Genomic DNA, 22,770 nt, shown 5'->3' with positions numbered 1-22,770 from the left:
CGCCAGCCGCCAGGAAATGTCTGACAAATTCCAGCACTCGCAGAAAGCCACGATTCTGGTTTGCCGTATTTCAGGAAATTGCTGTTTTGTCAGAAAAACTGCGGCAACTTCGCGGGAGTTAACGGATAGTTACTTTAGCTCGTGCTTTAATAAGGCAAAGTAAAAGAATCAAGCGATCAATATATCACCTAAGCTTCGAATTAAGCTTGCCGAAGCGGGCCTGCAATGGCGTCAATCACCGGTATTTCTTCATTACGGTAGTAAAATGGCTCTGGCTCGAAAAGCCGCTCAAATGCGCGATATCGGCGATCGTCATGCCGCTTTCGGCAAGCAGCCGCTCAGCGAAGTCCAGCCGCAGATCAAGCACATATTGATGCGGCGGCACCCGGAACGTCCGGGAGAAAGCCCGCACGAAATGATAGGATGAAAGCCCGCAAACCGCCGCCATCTCTGCAAGCGCTATCTTGCGCGTAAAATTCTGATCCAGGAATTCCTGCACCTTGCGCGCGCTGTGGGCGGAAAGGCCGCCTTTCACGTTCAGCGCCGGCAGTCGCGCGGGACCGGGTCCGGACGCCGATCCCGGAGGGCCATCTTCAGACCGCATCTTTCGGTCCCTTGATATTTCGCAGATGCACTTCAACCCGAGACCGCCCTCCCCGTTCCCCCCAAAAACAATTCGTGATTGATCGAGCTGTTGCTGCATTGTCGCTCCGGTTCATTCGATCAGTCCGGCCAGATGGCGAATAATGCACAGGCTCCATGCTATTTCGAATGACTCCGGTAATGCCTGGGGCATAGTGGTGACGGACGTATTTTGGAAAACTCCGGAAGCCTTGTAGGAAATTCCGGTCTTGGATTATCGGACGGCAGGTGTTGCCACTTTGCCATCCCAGGCTTTCAGTTTCTGCCCGGCGCATATCCGGTCATGGTCGGTGTTCTGCCCCTGTATTTCTTCATGGTGCGGCCAGATGACTCTGATCCGAAAACCTGGCGAGGTAGGCGATTTCGGCGATTGCTAGCTCGCCGTCAACGAGTAACTTTTCGGCTAAGTCCAGGCGCAGGTTGATCAGGTAGCGATGCGGCGGAATGCCGAACGTGCTGGCGAACCTTGCTATGAAATGATTGGAGGAAACCCCGGCGACCGACGCCAGTTCGGCGACCATGACCTTTCGCACGAAATTCTCGTCGAGGTACTCGCGCACGCGCCGAGCACCAGCGGCGGAGAGCCCGCCTTTGGCCGACGCCGCCGGCCGGCTGCGGCCGGTGTAGGTGCGCAGCAGATGGACGCCGAACACGGTGAGCAGCGAGTCCAGATAGAGATCGTTCGGCGGCAGCTTGCCGGTCAGCTCGGCGGTGATCATCTGGGGAATGGATCATCTGGGGAATATTGAGCGCATTCAGGTCGACCTTGCCGAACGCAGGCGGTTCAAGTTCCACATCGGAACGATCGAATTCGTGCGCAGCCAACTCCGACAGTGCTTCGGGAGAGATGGAAACGACGGCGTTTTCCCTGGTCTGCGACCAGGTGAGGCTGCTGTCGACTCCAGCGGGATTGATGACAAGGCATCCGACCGGCGCATCGTATTCCGTGATCTTGTCGCTGCCGAGCGAGGCTCTGAATTTGCGTCCGGGCTTCAGCACGATGCCCGTGGAATGTTCCTTGGCCAGGAACGTCTGCGACCCGGGACCGCGGACGGAATGGATGACGCTGCCACGTGCGGTGGCTCTTCTGGGACCGGCACTTTCTGGAATGATGTCCAGGACATATCGGGCTACCCGATCGACGCCTCGGGAAACGCCGCTTTCCCGAGCTTCGCCCGCATTTTTCATTCGCGTCGCCTCAGCCGCCTTGCCGCCGCCTGAAATCCCCTTTGCCCGAACCCGGAACCAACGTAACGCAGGCGTCTCGGCTAGGGAAGAACTCCCATGCGCAAAGAAAAATTCTTATTCGCGAAAAGACAGAAAAAATGACCGACCGAAGAAGTTGACGAGCATTCCATTCCACGGGAACGGCAGGTGTTCGCCATGCCCGAGTTTCGTTTATCAGCCGTGGCGAGGCTTCCGAGAATCCATTGCTTCGTTTTCTTGGCACCGAAATCGGCGGCAAGATGGGGCGCCGAGCCAACAGGTCACGAGCGGCGGCTACGGATCACCGCGACGCTTCTCGTACAGATCCCAGGTGAGTTCGACAAAGGCCAGGAGGACATCGTCCCGATTCCAGCCCGCCGCGACCGCCGCCTGGACGATTTCCTGGACGAAAGGCAGCAACTGGCCCTGGCACTGGACCGACATGTCGGCATCCCCCACGGGAGGCCCCTTGAAGTTGAATCTCATCATTCGGCGCTCCCCCCGCCTCCAATTAAAGTGTTACACCGCTAATTTCGTTCCCCCTGATATACAACAGATGTGGTACCAAAGTACAGGAAGCCCTGGACGACCAGGACGATGCCGGACCAGGCCATCTCTATGCTTTCCCTCGCGTTAAGTTGGTTTTCCCAGGCGGGAGTTCAGAGGAACTTCATCGGTTCAAACTCTGCCTGGGACTAGATCTCCCCACCCGGGTCGCGACCGCCACCCGGCGAATGCGCGGCATGAACCGGCCGCATTGCCTTCTGCAACCGCTCGCTGGATAGTCCCGGCAATGTTCGAGACCATTGCGACTCATTGGACCCAAATCCTGGCGATCATCTCGGCGGTCATGGCGACCGTCGGCATTGCCCATGCCGTCATGACCAAGGAGGATGTGCGCGCAGCCACCGGCTGGGTCGGCGTGATGGTGCTGTCACCGATCCTCGGCGTGCTGATCTATGCCGTCGCCGGCATCAACCGCATCCGTCGCGCCACGATCACCGCGCAGCGCCCGCTTGCCGGCGACGCGGTATCCTCCAAGCATGAGCGCGACATCGCCGCAGAAGAAGCCCTGATCGCCGAGCGCTACGGTCAGCGCTTCACCGGCCTGCGGACGCTGGGCGACAGGGTGGCGCGGCGCGCGCTCAACCCGGGCAACGCCATCGACGTGCTGGAGACCGGCGACGAGGCCTATGCCGCCATGTGCGCGGCGATCGATGGCGCCGAGCGCAGCGTCCTGCTCGAGACCTATATTTTCGACAATGACGCCGTCGGCCTGCTTTTCGTCGAATCGCTGGCCGGTGCCGTCGTGCGCGGCGTTACCGTTCGCGTGCTGATCGACGCCGTCGGTGCCCGTTACTCCGTTCCCAGCATCCTCGGCCATCTGCGCCGCGCCAACATCCCCGCCGATGTCTTCAACGGCAATATCGTCATGGGCCTGCGCCTGCCCTACGCCAATCTCAGAACCCATCGGAAGATCCTGGTGGTCGACGGCACGGTTGTCTTCACCGGCGGCATGAACATCCGCAAGGGATTTTCGGCTGAGTTCGCAGGCTCCAACAGCGCCAGGGACACGCATTTCAAGGTCACCGGACCTGTCGTCGCCGACCTGTTCTCGGTCGCTGCCGAAGACTGGCGCTTCGCCACCAACGAAGCGTTGAAGGGCGATGCCTGGCGAATTGCCCCGCTGTCGCCGGCCCCCGGCCAGCCGATGCTGGTGCGGGCGGTCGCATCCGGGCCGGATGCCAGCAACGAGACCAATCACAAGCTGCTGATCGGCGCCTTCTCGGTGGCGCGCAAGTCGATCCGTTTGATGTCGCCCTATTTCCTGCCGGACCGCGAACTGATCAGCGCCTTGATCACCGCCGCCCGGCGCGGCGTCGAGATCGATGTAGTGGTGCCGGCGGTCAACAATCTCTTCCTCGTCGACCGCGCCATGACCGCGCAATTCGACCAGATCCTGAAGAATTATTGCCGCATATGGCGCACGGAAGGCCCATTCGACCATTCCAAGCTGCTTTCGATCGACGGCGTGTGGGCCTATGTCGGCTCTTCCAACCTCGATGCCCGGTCGCTGCGGTTGAACTTCGAGATCGATCTGGAGGTCCTCGACGCAGGCTTTGCCCGCGAGATCGAAGCCCGGATCGGATCGGCGATCGAAGCGGCCGTTCCCGTCACGCTGGACTCCTTGCGGGCTCGGCCATTCATCATCCGGCTGTTCGATCGTATTCTGTGGCTGGGATCGCCCTATCTCTAGAACCCCTGGCTTTAATAGAAAGACGTGTTTGCCGAATAGTTTGACGTCGGTCATGGAACATAGACGCAAAGGCTCTATTTGAGGTGTGTGGTGAGAGCGGCTGAAATGGCGAACATGTGATGCGGATGAGCGGGCGTAGCCTCCCGGCCAGCATGCTTTTGACCATTCGCGACAGGCGGATGCGCAAGGCAAACGCGGCTGCGCACAAGGCGACCGCCGCCACTGGAACGCTGGTCGCCTCCTACAACGTCCACAAATGCATCGGCGTCGATCGCAAGTTCGATCCAGAGCGCACCAGCCGCGTCATTCGCGAAATCGACCCCGACGTGATCGCGCTACAAGAGGCGGACAACCGTTTCGGCGACCGTGATGGCCTGCTGGATCTGCCTCGCCTCGAGCGGGAAACCGGCCTGGTGCCGGTGCCGATTTCGGCCACCGGCAAGGGCCATGGCTGGCACGGCAATGTCCTCCTGTTCAAGAAGGGCGTCGTCCGCGACGTGCATCAGATCAGGCTTCCGGGCCTGGAGCCGCGCGGTGCGGTGGTGGCGGAGATCGAATTGAACGGGAGCGAGACGCTGCGCATTATCGCCGCCCATCTCGGCCTGCTGCGCCATTCGCGCTCGCAGCAGGCCCGTGTCGTGCTCGATCTCATGAGCAGCCCGGACGAAAAGCCGACTTTGCTGCTTGGCGACCTCAATGAATGGCGGCTCGGCAACCGCTCGGCGCTCAACACGCTGCACGCGACGTTCGGGCCGCAGCCACCGGCGGTTCCCACCTTCCCCTCGAACCTGCCGCTTTTGGCGCTCGACAGGATCATGACCAACCGGCACGGGATGATCGCAGCCGTGGAAGCGCACGACACGCCGCTTTCGCGCGTCGCCTCCGACCATCTCCCGCTCACGGCCTTCGTTCGCCTGTAGAACCGACTTGTCGTCCCGGCTTCGAAAAGCGCCGCGATTCATTTTGGAACGCTAATTCTCTCCGCGAGTTGATACGCATTGAACCACAGGAGGACGAGACGTGAAAAAGCTATTTCTGGCTTCCATGGTGGCATTGGCCGCCACAGCCGCAGTCATTGCGCCGACGCAAGCCGCAAGCGTGATTATCCAATCCGACGATGGCAACCAATATTCATCGGACGATCAGTCCGACAACGGCCAGATTGTCGTTCGCCGCCATCACCGGCAGAATTACGACAACCAGTATGGCGACGACCAGAACGTGCAGTATGATGGCAACTACAATGGCGACTATCGACGCCACCACCGCCATCACCGCTGCCATATCGAACTGGTCAAGCACTGGCGCCACCACCACAAGGTGATCGAGCAGGTCCGCGTCTGCGGCTGATCTCCCCCATGAAATAAAAGCGCCGCGCCGTTTTCACAGGCGATCCAGCGGCAAGCGATAGTGCGGCATAGCCACGCTCCTTCAACCGGCGTGCTATGCCGCATTGCACAATTTCTCGGCCTTGCCCACAATGCAGGCATGGTCCGATCCTCCCTAGCCGTCCTGGTGATCGATGAAAATCGCATCCGCGCCTCGATCATCGAGGCCGGCCTGCGCGAGGCCGGCCATCAGCTTGTCACTGTCATCCATGACGTGACCGGCATTGCCCGGCGGATTGCCGAGATCGAACCCGACGTCATCGTCATCGATCTCGAAAACCCCAACCGCGATATGCTCGAAAACATGTTCCAGCTGTCGCGCGCCGTGAAGCGCCCGATCGCCATGTTCGTCGACCGCTCCGACCAGGCCTCGATCGAGGCCGCGGTCGATGCCGGCGTGTCCGCCTATGTCGTTGACGGTCTGCGGCAAGAGCGCGTCAAGCCGATCCTCGACATGGCGGTGAGCCGCTTCAATGCCTTCTCGCGCATGGCGCGCGAACTGGAAGAGGCGCGCAGTGAACTTGAGGGCCGCAAGGTCATCGATCGCGCCAAGGGCATTCTGATGAAGTCGCGCGGCCTCTCCGAAGAGGCCGCCTACACGCTGCTGCGCAAGACGGCGATGAACCAGAACCGCAAGATCAGCGACATCGCCCAGAGCCTGGTGACGGCGGCCGGGCTGCTGGGGCCGGCGGAGGACGAATGAGCATGAGGCACCAGATCACCGCCGGCTTCATGCCGCTTTTCGACAGCGCCGTGCTGGTCGCCGCCAGCGAGCTTGGTTTCGCCGCCCGCGAAGGCATTGGGCTGACGCTGCACCGCGAAACCTCCTGGGCCAACATCCGCGACCGCATCGCCATCGGCCACTTCGATCTCGCGCATATGCTGGGGCCTATGCCGCTCGCCTGCAATCTCGGGCTGACGCCGCTCGCTTCCGAGACCATCGTGCCGTTCTCGCTCGGGCTCGGCGGCAATTGCGTCACCGTCTCCAACGCTGTCTGGGCCGGCATGGCGGCGCATGGTGCCGAAGCCGATCTCGATCCCGCGCGCGCGGGCGCGGCACTGCGCGCATTTATTCGCGATCGGGCGGTCGCGGGCCGCGAACCGCTGCGCTTTGCCGTCGTGCATCCGCATTCCGGGCACAATTACGAACTGCGCTACTGGCTGGCCGCTTGCGGCATCGACCCAGACCGCGAAATCGAGATCGTCATTGTGCCGCCGCCCTTCATGGCCGATGCGCTGGCCACCGGGCGCATCGACGGCTACTGCGTCGGCGAGCCCTGGAACAGCGCCGCGGTCGCCGCCGGCGCCGGCCATATCGTCACCGTCAAGGCGCAGATATGGCGCAACAGCCCGGAGAAGGTGATCGGCGTGCGCAAGGCCTGGGCCGACGAGAATCCCGAGGCGCTGGCGGCGCTGCTGCGCGCGCTGCACCATTCGGCGCGCTGGTGCCAGGATCCGGCCAACCACGCCGAATTGGCCGCGGTGATGGCGCAGCCCGGCTTCCTCGGCCAGCCGCCGGCGGTGCAGATGCCGATCCTGACCGGCCATCTGCAATTGGGCGGCGGGGCGGAGCGAGATATCGACGACTTCTTCGTGCCTTTCGACAAGGCGGCGAACTTTCCGTGGAAGAGCCATGCGCTGTGGTTCTACACGCAGATGGTGCGCTGGGGACATGTCGCCCACACGCCCGGCAATCTCGCCATAGCGCGCGACTGCTACCGGCCCGATCTCTACCGCTCGGCGCTGAAGCCGCTCGGTGTCGCACTGCCCGGCGCCAACGCGAAGGTCGAGGGCGCGCTCAAGGCCGCAACCGCCGTCGGCGCGACCGGCGCCGGCCTGGTGCTCGGCCCGGACGGTTTCTTCGACGGCCAGATCTTCGATCCCGACGAGATCAACACCTACATAGCGCGCCAGAAATCGGTCCGCACGGAAGCCTGATCATTTCCGCGCCACTCTTGTGCATTGCACAAAAATTGTGCGCACAATGGTCCTCATGAACAATCTTTGGCCTGCTCGCCATGTAGCGCTGCACGCCCTCGACGGACAAGAATCGCTGATTTCATTTATGTTTTTCCTTTCAATCTAAACTGGCACGGTTCCTGCTTTGAAATAACCAGGCCCTTTATGGGTCACGGAACAGGCGTCCAATGGCGGGCGCCACAGGCAAAGCTGCCGCTCAGGTCAAAACGCGCTCCCGGTCTCTCGGGCGCGAAGACCTGGCCGGCGGCTTTTTTGTTTTCACGCAATCGGCGGCACCGATCCCAAGTGGTGCCAGGCGGAGACGACGATGACAGTACGGATCGGAACGGCCACGACGCTGAAGGATTTCACCCGCCGCGACTTTCTCGTCAGCAGCGCGCTGACTGCGGCGCTATTCACCGCCGCGCTCCTTTTATTTCCCGCCAGCGCCAAGACTGAAAGCAAGAACCTGGCCGCGGCGGGCTCGGTCTCGTTGCATGCATCGGTGCCGCGCCGCTGATCATTGACCCACAAAACATTCGCGGCGCCTCCCACGCCGCAAAACGGAGCCAGACAATGACCGCAAATCTCGCAGCCGCGCCCAGCCAGGACAGTGCTCCCCGGCAGGCACTCGTAATGTCCACCATCGCCTTCACCGTCTGCTTCGCGGTGTGGACGATCTTCTCGATCATTGGCGTGCGCATAAAGCAGGAACTCGGGCTGAACGAGACCGAGTTCGGCCTGCTCGTCGGCACGCCGATCCTGACCGGCTCGCTCGTGCGCATGGTGCTCGGCGTCTGGACCGACCGCTATGGCGGACGGCTGGTCTACACCGCGACCATGCTTGCCGCCGCGGTCGCGACCTTCCTGCTGGCCTTTGCGCACACCTATGGGCAGATGCTGGTTGCCGCACTCGGCGTCGGACTCGCCGGCGGCTCTTTCGCCGTCGGCGTGTCCTATGTCTCGCGCTTCTTCCCCGCAGACAGGCAGGGCACGGCCCTCGGCATCTTCGGCGCCGGCAATGTTGGGGCCGCTGTAACCAAGTTCCTGGCGCCCTTCGTGCTGCTCTCCTGGGGCTGGCAGTCGGTGGCGCTGATCTGGGCCGCCGCGCTCGTCGTCATGGCCGCCATCTTCTGGTTCACCACCGGCGACGATCCGGTCATCCGCGAGCGCCGCGCCGGCAAGGCAGCACCGACCAGAAGCTTCTGGCAGGAATTCGCGCCTCTCAAGAACCTGCAGGTCTGGCGCTTCGCCTTCTACTATTTCTTCGCCTTCGGCGCGTTCGTTGCGCTGTCGCTGTGGCTGCCGCGTTACCTGATCGGCGTCTACGGCTTCGGCCTTGCGACCGCCGGCATGATCGGCGCCGCCTATTCGATTCCCGCGAGCGTCTTCCGCGCCTATGGCGGCGTGCTGTCCGACCGGATCGGCGCCCGCACCGTGCTCTACTGGACCTTCGTGGTCAGTGCCGTCGCGACTCTAGTTCTGTCTCTCCCCTCGGCAGATTACGTCGTGCGCGGCATTAGCGGTCCGATCGCCTTCCATTTCGAGATCGGCCCGCTCGCCTTCATCGCCGTCGCCTGCGTGCTCGGCTTCTTCATGAGCCTCGGCAAGGCCGCCGTCTACAAGCATATCCCCGCCTACTATCCGCAGAGCGTTGGGGCGGTCGGCGGCGTGGTCGGCATGATCGGTGGGCTCGGCGGCTTCATCCTGCCGATCGCCTTCGGCGCGCTCAACGACCTCACGGGCGTGTGGTCGAGCTGCTTCATGCTGCTCTTCGTCATCGTCGTCACAGGCTTTGCCTGGATGCACTTTTCCATCCGCAGGATGCAGCGCGCGGCTTCTGCCGAAGCGTCACCCCTTTCCTACGCGGCAGAGTGAGACCGGACATGACCGAGAAACTCGTCATCATCGGCAACGGCATGGCCCCCGGGCGCATGCTGGAGCATTTGCTGGAAAAGGCGCCCAGCCGCTACCAGGTCACCATCTTCAACGCCGAGCCGCGCGTGAACTACGACCGCATCATGCTGTCGCCGGTGCTGTCGGGCGAGAAGGATTATGAGGAGATCATCATCCACGGTGACGGCTGGTACATCAAGCACGGCATCACCCTCTACAAGGGCCACAAGATTGTCGCCATCGACCGGCAGGCGAAGACCGTCACCTCCGATCACGGTGTCACCGAACCTTACGATAAGCTCGTCATCGCCACCGGTTCGGTGCCCTTCATCATTCCGGTGCCCGGCCACAATCTGCCCGGCGTGCTGACCTATCGCGATCTCGACGACGTCCGCGCCATGATGCTCGCCGCGCAGTCGCGGGCCAAGGCCGTGGTTATCGGCGGCGGCCTGCTCGGCCTGGAGGCGGCGGCGGGTCTCAACGCACAAGGCATGGACGTCACCGTGCTGCATGTCATGCCGACGCTGATGGAGCGCCAGCTCGATCCGGCCGCCGGCTACCTCCTGCAGCGCGCGGTGGAACAACGCGGCATCAAGGTCATCACCAAGGCCAATACGCAGGCGATCACGGGCAATGGCAAGGTGGAGCAGGTGGAACTCTCCGACGGCACGATCATACCGGCGACGCTGGTGGTCATGGCCGTCGGCATAAGGCCGAATGCGGCGCTGGCGAAAGAGGCAGGCATCGCCGTCAACAGAGGCATCGTCGTCGATGCCGGCATGCGCAGCAACGACCCCGACATCTACGCGCTCGGCGAATGCGCCGAGGTCAACGGCATGGTCTACGGGCTGGTCGCACCGCTCTACGAAATGGCGCGCGTTGCGGCGAGCCAGCTTGCCGGCGACGAGACCGCTGCCTTCGTCCATTCGGACACGCCGACCAAGCTCAAGGTCACCGGCATCGAGCTATTCTCGCTCGGCGACTTCGCCGATGGCGACGACCGCCAGGAGATCGTGCTGCGCGACGCCTCGGCCGGCGTCTACAAGCGCCTGGTGCTCAAGGACGACCGCATCATCGGCACCGTGCTCTATGGCGAGACGGCCGATGGCGCCTGGTTCAACGATCTCAAGAAGAAGCAGACCGACATTTCGCAAATGCGCGATACGTTGATCTTCGGCCAGTCATACCAGGGGGGTGCCCCGCTGGACCCTATGGCGGCCGTTGCAGCCTTGCCGGATGATGCGGAAATCTGCGGCTGCAACGGCGTTTGCAAGGGAAAGATCACCGGCGCGATCACGGCCAAGGGCCTGACCTCGCTCGACGATGTGCGCGCCCACACCAAGGCGTCGGCCTCCTGCGGCTCCTGCACCGGGCTGGTCGAGAAGCTGATGGTGCTGACCCTCGGCGACACCTACAACCCTGCGGCCGTGCAACCGATGTGCGGCTGCACCACGCTCGGCCACGACGAGGTGCGCCGGCTGATCAAGGCCAAGCACCTGAAGACCATTCCCGCCGTCATGCAGGAGCTGGAATGGAAGACCTCCTGCGGCTGCGCCAAATGCCGGCCGGCGCTCAACTACTATCTCGTCTGCGATTGGCCGGACGACTATGCCGACGACTACCAGTCGCGCTTCATCAATGAGCGGGTGCATGCCAACATCCAGAAGGACGGCACCTATTCGGTGGTGCCGCGCATGTGGGGCGGCGTCACCAATGCCGCCGAACTGCGCGCCATCGCCGATGTCGTCGACAAGTTCGAGATCCCGATGGTCAAGGTCACCGGCGGCCAGCGCATCGACATGCTGGGCATCCGCAAGGAAGATTTGCCGGCGGTGTGGGCCGATCTCGGCCAGGCCGGCTTCGTCTCCGGCCATGCCTATGCCAAGGGCCTGCGCACGGTGAAGACCTGCGTCGGCTCCGACTGGTGCCGCTTCGGCACGCAGGATTCGACGGGGCTGGGCATTCGCATCGAGAAATTCATGTGGGGGTCGTGGACCCCGGCCAAGGTCAAGATGGCGGTGTCCGGTTGTCCGAGGAACTGCGCCGAGGCGACTTGCAAGGATGTCGGCGTCATCTGCGTCGACTCAGGCTACGAGATTCATTTCGCCGGTGCCGCCGGCCTCGACATCAAGGGCACCGAAGTGCTCGGCCTTGTGAAGACAGAAGACGAGGCGCTGGAGCACATCGTGGCGCTGACGCAGATGTACCGTGAGCAAGGCCGATATCTCGAACGCATCTACAAATGGGCTAAACGCATCGGCATCCCCGAGATCAAGCGCCAGATCATGGACGACGATGCCAAGCGCAAAGCCTACTACGACCGCTTCGTCTTCAGCCAGAAATTCGCCCAGGTCGATCCATGGTCGGAACGCGTCTCCGGCAAGGACAAGCACGAATTCCGGCCGATGGCTTCGGTCGGGTTTGCGCAGGCGGCGGAGTGAGCCCAATGAACTGGATCGCCATCGGCTCCCTCTCCGACATCCCCCGCCGTGGTGCGCGCTGTGTCGCCACCCCGCAAGGCAAGGTCGCGGTCTTCCGCACCCAGGACGATCAGGTCTATGCCATCGACGACCATTGCCCGCACAAGGGCGGGCCGCTGAGCCAAGGCATCGTCCATGGCGCGGCGGTAACCTGCCCCTTGCACAATTGGGTGATCTCGCTGGAGACAGGCAAGGCGCTCGGCGCCGATGAGGGCGCGGTGCGCACCATCCCAGTCAAGGTCGAGGGCGAGCGCCTGTTCCTGGCGCTGGAAGCGCTGGCGAGCTGCGCCGCCTGACCATGGAGATCGACGCAGCACGCGAGGTGAGGACCACCTGCCCCTATTGCGGGGTGGGCTGCGGCGTGCTGGCGAAGGTCGCCGCGGACGGGCAAGTGTCCGTCCGCGGCGACCCCGATCATCCCGCGAATTTCGGCCGGCTCTGCTCCAAGGGCTCGGCACTGGCCGAGACCGTCGGCCTCGACGGCAGGCTGCTTCATCCCGAAATCCACGGCCGCCGGACAGGCTGGAACGAGGCGCTCGACCACGTCGCTTCGACCTTCTCGCAAACCATCGCCGAGCACGGACCGGATGCGGTCGCCTTCTATGTCTCGGGTCAGCTGCTGACCGAGGATTACTACCTCGCCAACAAGCTGATGAAGGGTTTCGTCGGCTCGGCAAACATCGACACCAATTCGCGGCTGTGCATGGCCTCGTCCGTCGCCGGCCACCGCCGCGCCTTCGGCTCCGACACGGTGCCGGGAACCTATGAGGATCTGGCACGCGCCGACCTCATCGTGCTGGTCGGCTCCAACCTCGCCTGGTGCCACCCCGTGCTCTACCAGCGCATCGCCGCTGCCCGAGAAAAGCGGCCGGAGATGAAGATCGTGCTGGTCGATCCGCGCCGCACCATGACATCTGATATCGCCGACATGCATTTGGCGATCGCGCCCGATGGCGATGTCGCTCTGTTCACCGGCCTGCTCGCCTGGCTCGGCCAGCACAATGCACTCGACCGCGCCTATATCACGGCGCACACGACCGGCTTCGGGCAAGCTCTTTTCGCCGCATCGGCGCTTGACCTTGCCGGGGTTGCCGCTGCCACAGGCCTCAGCGAAGACGAGCTCGGCGGTTTCTACAGCCTGTTCGCCGCGACCGCGAAGACGGTCACCGTCTACAGCCAGGGCGTGAACCAGTCGTCGTCCGGCACCGACAAGGTCAACGCCATCATCAACTGCCATCTCGCCACCGGCCGCATAGGCAAACCGGGAGCCGGCCCGTTCTCGGTGACCGGCCAGCCCAACGCCATGGGCGGCCGCGAGGTCGGTGGCATGGCCAACATGCTCGCCGCCCATATGGAGATCGAAAATCCCGAACACCGCGACCGCGTCCAGCGCTTCTGGAATGCGCCCGGCATCGCGCAAAAGCCCGGGCTGAAGGCCGTCGAGATGTTTCAAGGCGTGGCCGACGGGCGCATCAAGGCGCTGTGGGTCATGGCCACCAACCCGGTCGATTCGATGCCGGACGCGGACGCCGTCGAAGCAGCAATCAAGGCTTGCCCGTTCGTCGTGGTTTCGGATGTCCTGGCCAGCACCGACACAGTGCGTCACGCCCATGTCCGGCTGCCCGCCGCCGCCTGGGGCGAAAAGGACGGCACCGTCACCAACTCCGAGCGCCGCATCTCGCGCCAGCGGTCGTTTCTGTCGGCGCCCGGCGAGGCGAAGCCCGACTGGTGGATCATCGCGGAGGTGGCGCGGCGGATGGGTTTTGGCGAGGCGTTCGCGCACGAGACGCCGGCGGAGATCTTTGGCGAGCACGCCGCGCTGTCGGGGTTCGAGAATGATGGTGGGCGGGACTTCGATATTGGGGCTTATGCCGGAATTGATGCTGAGGGCTATGCAAGGCTGGCGCCGTTCCAATGGCCAGCGCCGAGCCCAGGAGGCGGCACGACAGAGCAGCACCCCACCCGTTTCTTCGCCAACGGCCATTTCTACACAGCCGACCGCAAAGCCCGCTTCATCGCCATCCGTCCCACGACGGAAACCCGCACCACCCCCGACTTCCCGCTCATCCTCAACACCGGCCGCATCCGCGACCATTGGCACACGATGACGCGCACCGGCAAAAGCCCGCGCCTGTCCCAGCACATCGCCGAGCCCTTTGTCGAAATCCATCCCCTGGACGCGCAGCACCACGGCATCGGCGACGCCGACATCGTGCGTATCTCCAGCCCGCGCGGCGACGTACTGGTCCGCGCCCTGATCACGCCACGCCAGCGCCAAGGCAGCGTCTTCGCACCGATGCACTGGACCGATCAGTTCGCGGCAAAAGGCCGGCTCGACGCATTGACCGCACCGCTCATCGATCCGGTCTCAGGCCAGCCGGCGCTGAAACATGTCGCGGCCCGCATCGAGAAATTTGTCGCAAAGGCCTTTGCGTTCGCCGTGATGCGCCGCCGTCCCGAGGCGATTGCCGCTGACTACTGGGCGGTTGCCAGGTGCCGGGGCGGATGGCGGGTTGAACTTGCCTTTGCCAACGACGACGCCGACTGGACAGCCTTCGCCGGCTCGCTCTTCGAGGCCCCCTCGGCCGAAATGCTCGCCTATCACGACCGCGACGCCGGCCAGCACCGCATCGCCGCCTTCGACGGTGAGCACCTCACGGGTGCTTTGTTCGTCGCCCGGGGCCCGGTCGCGGTATCGCGCGGCTGGGCGGCCGAACAGCTCGAAGAGGTCCACGCCAGCCAGCGCGAGCGCTTCAGGATCGTCGCCGGTCGTGCCGGTGCCGAACGGCCGGACGCGGGCGCGACCGTCTGCTCCTGTTTCAGCGTCGGAGCCAACCAGATCGTGGCGGCAGTGGCAGCCGGCTGCACCACCGTCGAAGCCATCGGCGGCGCGCTGAAGGCCGGCACCAATTGCGGCTCCTGCCGGTCGGAGATCCGCGCCCTCATCCAGGCGAGCCGCGTTCAAGCGGCCGAGTGAGCCGCAATCCCGTGTGATTGAGCGGTCCGCGAGGCCGCGCCAAACCTGTCCAACTGTTAATTCGACTTCGTCAGGCTTCGGCCATATTGGTGGATGGGGGTGAAAGAATGCCGCCATGGACCAGCAATTGGAAATGCCCCTGCAGACGACCGTCGCGCCACGCCGATCGCGTCGCTGGATCCCGTGGCTGATCTTCATTGCCATTGTCGCCGCAACCGCCGCCTATCTCTATCAGCGTCCGCATGTCGAGGCGAGGCAACCCGGCGGCAGACGCGGCGCGCAGCCGACGACGATCGGCTCCGCCGCCGTCGAAAAGGGCACGATAGACGTTACCCTCAATGCGCTCGGCACGGTGACCTCGCTCTCCACCGTCACCGTCAAGCCGCAGGTCACCGGCCCGCTCATCCAGGTGAATTTCAAGGAGGGCCAGGACGTCAAGAAGGGCGACCTGCTGGCCGAGATCGATCCCCGCCCCTATCAGGCGGCGCTCGCCCAGGCCCAGGGCCAGCTGGTGCGCGACCAGGCCATGCTCAGGGATGCCCAGCTCGACCTCGTCCGCGACCAGAAACTGGTGGCGCAGGGGACGGCGACACCGCAGACCCTCGACGCGCAGGTCGCCCTTGTCGCGCAGGACCAGGGTTCCGTCCAGGTCGACCAGGCGATGATACAGACCGCCACCCTCAATCTGGATTATTGCCGCATCCTGGCTCCCGTCGACGGACGGGCCGGGCTGCGCCAGGTCGATCAGGGCAACTACGTCACCCCTGGCGATGCCAACGGCATCGTCATCATCACGCAAGTCCAGCCGATCAGTGTGTTGTTCACCGTGCCCGAGGATGAATTGCCCGCGATCGCGCAGCGCATGCAGCAGGGAGCCACTTTGCCCACATCGGCTTTCGACCGCGCCGGAGCCAAGAAGCTCGCCGACGGCCAGCTCGAAACCTTCGACAGCCAGATAGACCCGAGCACCGGCACCATCAAGCTGCGGGCGGGCTTCGCCAACGAGACGCGCGTCCTCTACCCGAACCAGTTCGTCAACGTCGCGCTTCTCGTCGACGAGCACAAGGACGTGGCGATCGCCCCGATCGCGGCGATCCAGCGCGGCTTGCCCGGCACCTTCGTCTATCTGGTCAACCCCGACAGCACGGTCGCCGTGCGCAAGGTCACGCTTGGCGTCACCAATGGCGAACACGTCGAGATCCTCGCCGGCCTGAACCCCGGCGACCGTGTCGTCGTCGACGGCGCCGACAAGCTCCGCGACGGCGCCCATGTCAACCTTCAGCAGGATGCGCCGGCCCCGGCACAGCCCTCGGCACCGGTCTCGGCGCAGTCACCTCCGGCATCGGCTGCCACGCCCGCCGGGACAGCGCCTCAGTCACAGGCGTCGGCGCCGGACCAGCCCGCATCGGATGCGCCAAAGCCGGATGACACGGGCAAGCGCAAGGGCCAGGGCCGCAAGCATCGTCACGCGGAGTCCGGGCAGCAGCAATGAGCCCGTCGCGCGCCTTCATCCTGCGGCCGGTGGCGACATCGCTGTTCATGGTCGCCATCATGCTGTCGGGCCTGCTGGCCTATCGCTATCTGCCCGTCTCGGCCCTGCCCGAGGTCGACTACCCCACCATCCAGGTGCAGACCTTCTATCCCGGCGCCAGCCCTGACGTCATGACGTCCTCGGTCACGGCACCGCTGGAAGTCCAGCTCGGCCAGATCGCCAACCTCAACCAGATGAACTCCGTCAGTTCGGCCGGATCCTCGGTCATCACGCTGCAGTTCAGCCTGGCGATATCGCTCGATGTCGCCGAGCAGGAGGTTCAGGCGGCCATAAACGCGGCCGGTAATCTTTTGCCGGCAGACCTGCCGGCGCCGCCCATCTACGCCAAGGTCAATCCGGCCGACGCGCCGGTGCTCACCCTCGGCCTGACCTCGGCCACCATGCCGCTGCGCGACGTGCAGCAGCTTGCCGACACCAGGCTGGCGCAGAAGATATCGCAGCTGCCGGGCGTCGGCCTGGTCAGCCTCAGCGGCGGCCAGCGGCCGGCGGTGCGTGTCCAGGCCGATCCGCGCAAGCTCGCCGCCTATGGCCTCAACCTCGACGATTTGCGCACCACTTTGGGCAGCGCCAACGTCAACACGCCGAAGGGCAATTTCGACGGGCCGTCGCGCGCCTACACCATCAATGCCAACGACCAGCTGAAGAGCGCCGACGAATACCGTTCGCTGATCGTCGCCTACAAGGACGGCGCACCGGTGCGGCTAAGCGATGTGGCCGACGTGGTCGACGCCACCGAGAACAACCGACTTGCCGCCTGGATGAACAGCACGCCGGCGATCATCCTCAACATCCAGCGCCAGCCCGGCGCCAATGTCATCGACGTGGTCGACCGCATCAAGGCGCTGCTGCCGCAGCTCCAGGCCTCGCTGCCGAACGCCGTCGACGTGAAGGTGCTGACCGACCGCACCACGACCATCCGCGCCTCCGTGCGCGACGTCGAATACGAGCTGACGCTCTCGATCATCCTCGTCGTGCTGGTCATTTTCGTCTTCCTGCGCAGCGCGCGCGCCACGCTGATCCCGAGCCTGTCGGTTCCCCTGTCGTTGGTCGGCACACTGGGCGTCATGTACCTGTTCGGCTTCAGCCTCGACAATCTTTCGCTGATGGCGCTGACCATCGCCACCGGCTTCGTCGTCGACGACGCCATCGTCGTCATCGAGAACGTCGCCCGCTATGTCGAGGAGGGCGCTACGCCGCTGCAGGCGGCGCTGAAAGGGTCGCAGCAGATCGGCTTCACCATCATCTCGCTGACCGTTTCGCTGATCGCGGTGCTGATCCCGCTTCTGTTCATGGGCGATGTCGTCGGCCGGCTGTTTCGCGAATTCTCCATCACGCTTGCCACCACCATCCTGATCTCGGCGGTGGTGTCGCTGACACTGGTGCCGATGGCCTGCGCCAAGCTGCTCAAACCGGTGGCGGCGGTGCGCGAAAACGCCCTGCAGCGCGCCAGCCGCGACTTCTTCGACTGGGTGATCCGCGGCTACGGCCGGGCGCTGACCTGGGTACTCGACCGGCAGACGCTGATGCTCGTGGTGGCGGCGGCCACCCTGGTGCTGACGGCGGCCCTCTACGTGGTCATCCCCAAGGGGTTCTTCCCCGTGCAGGACACCGGCGTCATCCAGGCCATATCAGAGGCGCCACAGTCGATCTCCTATGCCGCCATGGCCGACCGGCAGCAGCAGCTGGCCGCCATCATCCTTAGGGATCCCGATGTCGACAGCCTATCGTCCTTCATCGGCGTCGACGGCACCAACACGACGATGAATGTCGGCCGCATCCTGATCAACCTCAAGCCGCATGAAGCGCGCACCGCTGATATCACGCAGGTCATCGCGCGGCTGAAACAGGAAGCCGGCGCCGTGCCCGGTGTCATGCTCTATATGCAGCCGGTTCAGGACCTGACCATCGACGGCCAGGTCAGCCGCACCCAGTACCAATTCGTGCTCCAGGACGCCAATGCCGATGAGCTGGGAGAATGGACGCCGAAGCTGCTTGCCAGGCTGAACACGCTGCCGCAGCTCGCCGACGTCGCCAGCGACCTATCGAACAGCGGCCTTGCCGTCTTTGTCGATATCGACCGCGACCAGGCCGCGCGCTTCGGCATCACGCCGGCGACCGTCGACAATGCGCTCTACGATGCTTTCGGCCAGCGTATGGTGTCGACCATCTACACCACGTCAAGCCAGTCCCGGGTCATTCTCGAGGCCGCCCCTTCAGAGCAGGATTCGCTCAAGGCGCTCTCTTCCGTCTACCTGCCCTCCTCGACTGGCGGCGCCCCGGTGCCGCTATCGGTGGTGGCAGCCACCCATATCGCCACCACGCCGCTGCAGATCACCCATATGGGGCAATTCCCCGCCACCACCGTCTCGTTCAACCTGGCGCCAGGTGTGTCGCTCGGCGAGGCGGTCACCGCGATCCAGCAGGCGCAGGCCGACATCGGCATGCCGCTCAGCATCATCACCAGCTTCCAGGGTGCGGCGCGCGCCTTCCAGGCTTCGCTCGACAACACACTGTTCCTGATCCTGGCGGCGGTGGTCACCGTCTACATCGTGCTCGGCGTGCTCTATGAGAGCTTCATCCACCCGATCACCATCCTGTCGACGCTACCTTCGGCCGGCATCGGCGCGTTGCTGGCGCTGATGATCGCCGGCCAGGACCTGACCATCATCTCGATCATCGGCATCATCCTCCTGATCGGCGTGGTCAAGAAGAACGCCATCATGATGATCGACTTCGCGCTCGACGCGCAGCGCCATGAAGGCAAGACGCCGCGCGAGGCCATCTACCAGGCCTGCCTGCTGCGCTTCCGCCCGATCCTGATGACGACGCTGGCGGCGATGCTGGGCGCCTTGCCGCTTATGCTCGGCACCGGCGTCGGCTCGGAACTGCGCCATCCCCTGGGCGTCTCCATCGTCGGCGGCCTGCTGCTCAGCCAGTTGCTGACGCTGTTCACCACGCCGGTGATCTATCTCTGGTTTGATCGTCTCTCGGCTCGTCTCAGAGGCATCGAACCCAACCTTGCCCGTGCCCCCAATCTTCCTCGCACCAATGGTGCGGACGCCGGGCCATGAACCTGTCGGTTCCCTTCATTCGGCGGCCGGTGGCGACGACGCTGCTGACTTTCGGCCTGCTGGCGGCCGGGTTGGTGGCGTTTCCGCAATTGCCGGTGGCGCCGCTGCCGGCGGTCGACTACCCCGTCATCTCGGTGACGGCCTCGCTGCCCGGCGCCAGCCCCCAGGTGGTGGCCAACACCGTCGCCAGCCCACTCGAGCGGCATCTCGGCGAAATCGCCGACGTCAACGAAATGACCTCGTCGAGCAGCGTCGGCAGCGCGCGCATCACCTTGCAGTTCGGGCTGGGCCGCGACATTGACGGCGCCGCGCGTGACGTCCAGGCGGCGATCAACGCCGCGCGCGCCGACCTGCCGTCCAGCCTGCGTTCCAACCCGACCTATCGCAAGGTCAATCCCGCCGACGCCCCGATCCTCGTCCTGTCGATGACATCGGACACTCTGTCCAAGGGTCAGCTCTTCGATGCCGCCAGCACCGTGCTGGCGCAGAAACTCTCGCAGGTCGACGGCATCGGCGAGGTGTCGGTCGGCGGCAGCTCGCTGCCGGCGGTGCGCGTCGAGCTCAACCCGCAGGTGCTCTACGATTACGGCATCGGGCTGGAGGATGTGCGCGCCGCACTCGCCTCGGCCAACGCCCACAGCCCCAAGGGCGCCGTCGATGTCGGCGGCCGGCGCTACCAGATCTACGCCAACGACCAGGCCAACCAGGCCGAAGCCTACCGTTCCCTCATCGTCGCTTACCGCAATGGCGCGCCGGTCAGGCTTTCCGACGTCGGCCAGGTCAATGATTCCGTCGAGAACATTCGCAATGCCGGTCTTGCCAACGGCAAGCCGGGCGTGCTGATCATCCTCAACCGCTCGCCCAACGCCAACATCATCGCGACGGTGGACCGGGTAAAGGCGTTGCTGCCGGCGCTGCGCGCCTCGATCTCGCCGGCCATCGACCTGTCGCTGGCGGTCGATCGCTCGACAACCATCCGCGCTTCGCTGAGCGAGGTCGCGCAGACGCTGATGATCGCCATCGGCCTGGTGATCCTCGTCGTCTTCGCCTTCCTGCGCGACGTGCGTTCGGCGCTGGTGCCGATCGTGGCCGTGCCGGTGTCCCTCGTCGGTACACTGGGTGTCATGTATCTGCTCGGCTTCAGCATCGACAATCTGTCGCTGATGGCGATGACGGTGGCCACCGGCTTCGTCGTCGACGACGCCATCGTCGTGCTGGAGAACATCGCCCGCCACACCGCTTCCGGCATGGGCCGCATGGAAGCAGCGATCAAGGGCTCCCAGGAGGTCGGCTTCACCGTGCTGTCGATGAGCCTGTCGCTGATCGCCGTCTTCATCCCGATCCTGCTGATGGGCGGCATCGTCGGCCGGCTGTTCCGCGAATTCGCCGTCACGCTGTCGGCGGCGATCCTGGTCTCGCTCGCAATATCGCTCACCACCACGCCGATGATGTGCTCGATCCTGCTGCGCCCCGAGGGAGAACGCGAACACGGCCGGCTCTACCGCTTCAGCGAGCGCATCTTCGAGGCCATGCTGAGCTTCTATCGCCGGTCGTTGTCCTGGGCACTCGACAATCCGCTGCTGATCATGGCGGTGCTCGCGGCCACACTGTGCCTGAATGGCTATCTCTATGTCACCATTCCCAAGGGCTTCTTCCCGCAGCAGGACACCGGACGGCTGACCGGCTCGATCCAGGCCGACCAGGCGACCTCCTTCCAGTCGATGTCGCAAAAGCTCATCCAGTTCGCCGGCATCGTCAGCAAGGATCCGGCGGTCGACGCCGCGGTCGGCTTCACCGGCGGCGGTCAGACCAATTCCGGCTTCATGTTCGTGTCGCTGAAGCCGTTGGCCGAGCGCAAGATCTCGGCCGACCAGGTCATCGCCCGGCTGCGGCCCAAACTGGCTGGTGTGCCTGGCGCCACGCTTTTCCTGCAGGCGGTGCAGGATATACGCGTCGGCGGGCGGCAATCGAACGCGCAGTACCAGTACACCTTGCAAGGCGACAGTTTCGATGAGTTGGCGGAATGGGCGCCGAAGCTCGCCGCCGCGCTGCAGACGGAACCCAGGCTCACCGACGTCAACTCCGACCAGCAGAACAAGGGCCTGGAAGCCGACGTCACCATCGACCGCGACACGGCAAAGCGCCTCGGCATATCGGCCAGCGAGATCGACAACACGCTCTACGACGCCTTCGGCCAGCGCCAGGTGTCCACCATCTATGTCCAGCGCAACCAGTACCACGTGATCATGGAAGTGGCGCCGCAATACTGGCAAAACCCGGATGCGCTGAAAAAAGTCTATGTCAGCACATCGGGCGGTTCGGTTGGAGGATCGCAGGCGAGCAATGCGGTTGCCGGCACATTCGTCGCACCAGGCCGGTCCACCAGCGCCCAGACGGTCGCCGCCGACGCGGCGCGCAACCAGGCCAACAATTCCATCACAAGCACCGGCAGGACGGCCGCCTCGACCGGCTCGGCGGTCAGCACCGGAGCCGAGATCATGGTGCCGCTGTCGGCCGTCGCGCATTATGGCCCCGGCAGCACGCCGCTGTCGGTCAACCACCAGGGCCTCTTCGTCGCCACCACCCTGTCGTTCAACCTGGCGCCGGGCGTCGCGCTCAGCGAAGGCGTCGCGGCCATCAACGCGGCGGCCGACCGCATCGGCATGCCGGCCACCATCCATGGCAGTTTCCAGGGCACGGCGCGCGTCTTCCAGGACTCCCTCTCCGACCAGCCGCTGCTGATCCTCGCCGCGCTGATCGCCGTCTATGTCGTGCTCGGCATTCTCTACGAAAGCTACGCGCACCCGCTGACCATTCTGTCGACCCTGCCCTCGGCCGGCGTCGGCGCCTTGCTGGCGCTGACCCTGTTCAACATCGAGTTCTCGATCATGGCGCTGATCGGCATCATCCTCTTGATCGGCATCGTCAAGAAGAACGCGATCATGATGATCGACTTCGCGCTGGCCGCGGAGCGCAACGAGAACAAATCGGCGCATGACGCCATCTACCAGGCATGCCTGCTGCGCTTCCGCCCGATCATGATGACGACCATGGCAGCGCTGTTCGGCGCCGTGCCGCTGGCGATCGGCCTTGGCGAGGGCGCGGAACTGCGCCAGCCGCTCGGCATCGCCATCGTCGGCGGCCTGATCCTGAGCCAGATCCTGACCCTCTACACGACGCCGGTCATCTACATCTATATCGACCGTTTTGGTCGCTGGTGCCGGCGATTGCCGTCGCGGACCCGGTACTCCTGGCAGGCAGGCATACAACCGGGAGAGTGAGCCGGCTCTCCGCCGATCACAAACTGTCAACTTTGCGTTCCTTGCCGTCCAGCGGTTTGGA

Annotated in this window: 17 protein-coding genes; 14 read left to right on the top strand and 3 right to left on the bottom strand. The window is 64.2% G+C overall.

The genetic code is table 11. The features are described 5' to 3' along the window. Positions 1-235: 235 nt before the first annotated feature. The gene (locus JG747_RS10980) at positions 236-703 is read right to left on the bottom strand and encodes a helix-turn-helix transcriptional regulator (protein WP_202361755.1); all 468 of its coding nucleotides are present in this window, start codon (positions 701-703) and stop codon (positions 236-238) included. Positions 704-953: 250 nt separating this feature from the next. Then, a complete protein-coding gene (locus tag JG747_RS36885; protein WP_244748365.1) occupies positions 954-1,361 on the bottom strand; it encodes a helix-turn-helix transcriptional regulator in 408 nt (135 codons plus the stop codon). A gap of 7 nt (positions 1,362-1,368) precedes the next feature. Here JG747_RS36885 and JG747_RS36880 point away from each other — a divergent pair, with 7 nt between their 5' ends. Beyond that, positions 1,369-1,863 carry a hypothetical protein gene (locus JG747_RS36880; protein ID WP_244748364.1) on the top strand — a complete coding sequence of 165 codons (495 nt, stop codon included), beginning with the start codon at positions 1,369-1,371 and terminating at the stop codon, positions 1,861-1,863. Between the two features lie 279 nt (positions 1,864-2,142). On the opposite strand, the gene JG747_RS10970 is transcribed toward JG747_RS36880, so the two are convergent. Further along, positions 2,143-2,337 carry a hypothetical protein gene (locus JG747_RS10970; protein ID WP_064980687.1) on the bottom strand — a complete coding sequence of 65 codons (195 nt, stop codon included), beginning with the start codon at positions 2,335-2,337 and terminating at the stop codon, positions 2,143-2,145. A 304-nt stretch (positions 2,338-2,641) separates the two neighbouring features. Here JG747_RS10970 and JG747_RS10965 point away from each other — a divergent pair, with 304 nt between their 5' ends. The 13 genes from JG747_RS10965 (at position 2,642) to JG747_RS10905 (ending at position 22,709) form a co-directional block, all read left to right on the top strand. Then, positions 2,642-4,105: a phospholipase D-like domain-containing protein gene (locus tag JG747_RS10965; RefSeq protein ID WP_038649222.1), complete on the top strand. Its 1,464-nt coding sequence runs from the start codon at positions 2,642-2,644 to the stop codon at positions 4,103-4,105. Between the two features lie 119 nt (positions 4,106-4,224). Then, positions 4,225-5,025, top strand: coding sequence for an endonuclease/exonuclease/phosphatase family protein (locus tag JG747_RS10960; RefSeq protein WP_027047350.1), 801 nt, complete (start codon positions 4,225-4,227; stop codon positions 5,023-5,025). Between the two features lie 100 nt (positions 5,026-5,125). Beyond that, entirely contained in the window at positions 5,126-5,455 is a 330-nt protein-coding gene (locus JG747_RS10955) for a hypothetical protein (protein ID WP_038649225.1), read from the top strand. Positions 5,456-5,593: 138 nt separating this feature from the next. Beyond that, entirely contained in the window at positions 5,594-6,196 is a 603-nt protein-coding gene (locus JG747_RS10950; RefSeq protein ID WP_027047351.1) for an ANTAR domain-containing response regulator, read from the top strand. Then, complete coding sequence (locus JG747_RS10945) at positions 6,193-7,431, top strand: CmpA/NrtA family ABC transporter substrate-binding protein (RefSeq protein WP_202361754.1); 1,239 nt, start codon at positions 6,193-6,195, stop codon at positions 7,429-7,431. The genes JG747_RS10950 and JG747_RS10945 overlap by 4 nt, the downstream gene beginning before the upstream one ends. 349 nt (positions 7,432-7,780) lie before the next feature. Continuing rightward, entirely contained in the window at positions 7,781-7,972 is a 192-nt protein-coding gene (locus tag JG747_RS10940) for a twin-arginine translocation signal domain-containing protein (RefSeq protein WP_038649231.1), read from the top strand. A gap of 56 nt (positions 7,973-8,028) precedes the next feature. Beyond that, complete coding sequence (locus JG747_RS10935; protein WP_019860898.1) at positions 8,029-9,330, top strand: MFS transporter; 1,302 nt, start codon at positions 8,029-8,031, stop codon at positions 9,328-9,330. Positions 9,331-9,338: 8 nt separating this feature from the next. Beyond that, positions 9,339-11,789, top strand: coding sequence for a nitrite reductase large subunit NirB (gene nirB / locus JG747_RS10930; RefSeq protein ID WP_038649237.1), 2,451 nt, complete (start codon positions 9,339-9,341; stop codon positions 11,787-11,789). Between the two features lie 5 nt (positions 11,790-11,794). Next, on the top strand, positions 11,795-12,124 hold the full coding sequence (gene nirD, locus JG747_RS10925) for a nitrite reductase small subunit NirD (protein WP_019860900.1): 330 nt from the start codon (positions 11,795-11,797) through the stop codon (positions 12,122-12,124). Between the two features lie 2 nt (positions 12,125-12,126). After that, a complete protein-coding gene (locus JG747_RS10920; RefSeq protein ID WP_202361753.1) occupies positions 12,127-14,805 on the top strand; it encodes a nitrate reductase in 2,679 nt (892 codons plus the stop codon). Positions 14,806-14,920: 115 nt separating this feature from the next. Continuing rightward, positions 14,921-16,297, top strand: coding sequence for an efflux RND transporter periplasmic adaptor subunit (locus JG747_RS10915; RefSeq protein WP_202361752.1), 1,377 nt, complete (start codon positions 14,921-14,923; stop codon positions 16,295-16,297). Then, the gene (locus JG747_RS10910; protein WP_202361751.1) at positions 16,294-19,428 is read left to right on the top strand and encodes an MdtB/MuxB family multidrug efflux RND transporter permease subunit; all 3,135 of its coding nucleotides are present in this window, start codon (positions 16,294-16,296) and stop codon (positions 19,426-19,428) included. Before JG747_RS10915 ends, JG747_RS10910 begins: the two co-directional genes overlap by 4 nt. Next, positions 19,425-22,709: an efflux RND transporter permease subunit gene (locus tag JG747_RS10905; protein WP_202361750.1), complete on the top strand. Its 3,285-nt coding sequence runs from the start codon at positions 19,425-19,427 to the stop codon at positions 22,707-22,709. Before JG747_RS10910 ends, JG747_RS10905 begins: the two co-directional genes overlap by 4 nt. Positions 22,710-22,770 lie beyond the last annotated feature (61 nt).

Origin of the sequence: Mesorhizobium sp. 131-3-5, assembly GCF_016756575.1 — a bacterium.
Classification (GTDB): domain Bacteria; phylum Pseudomonadota; class Alphaproteobacteria; order Rhizobiales; family Rhizobiaceae; genus Mesorhizobium; species Mesorhizobium jarvisii.
Note: the sequence above shows the minus strand (reverse complement) of the source record. Positions and strands in the feature narration are given on the sequence as shown.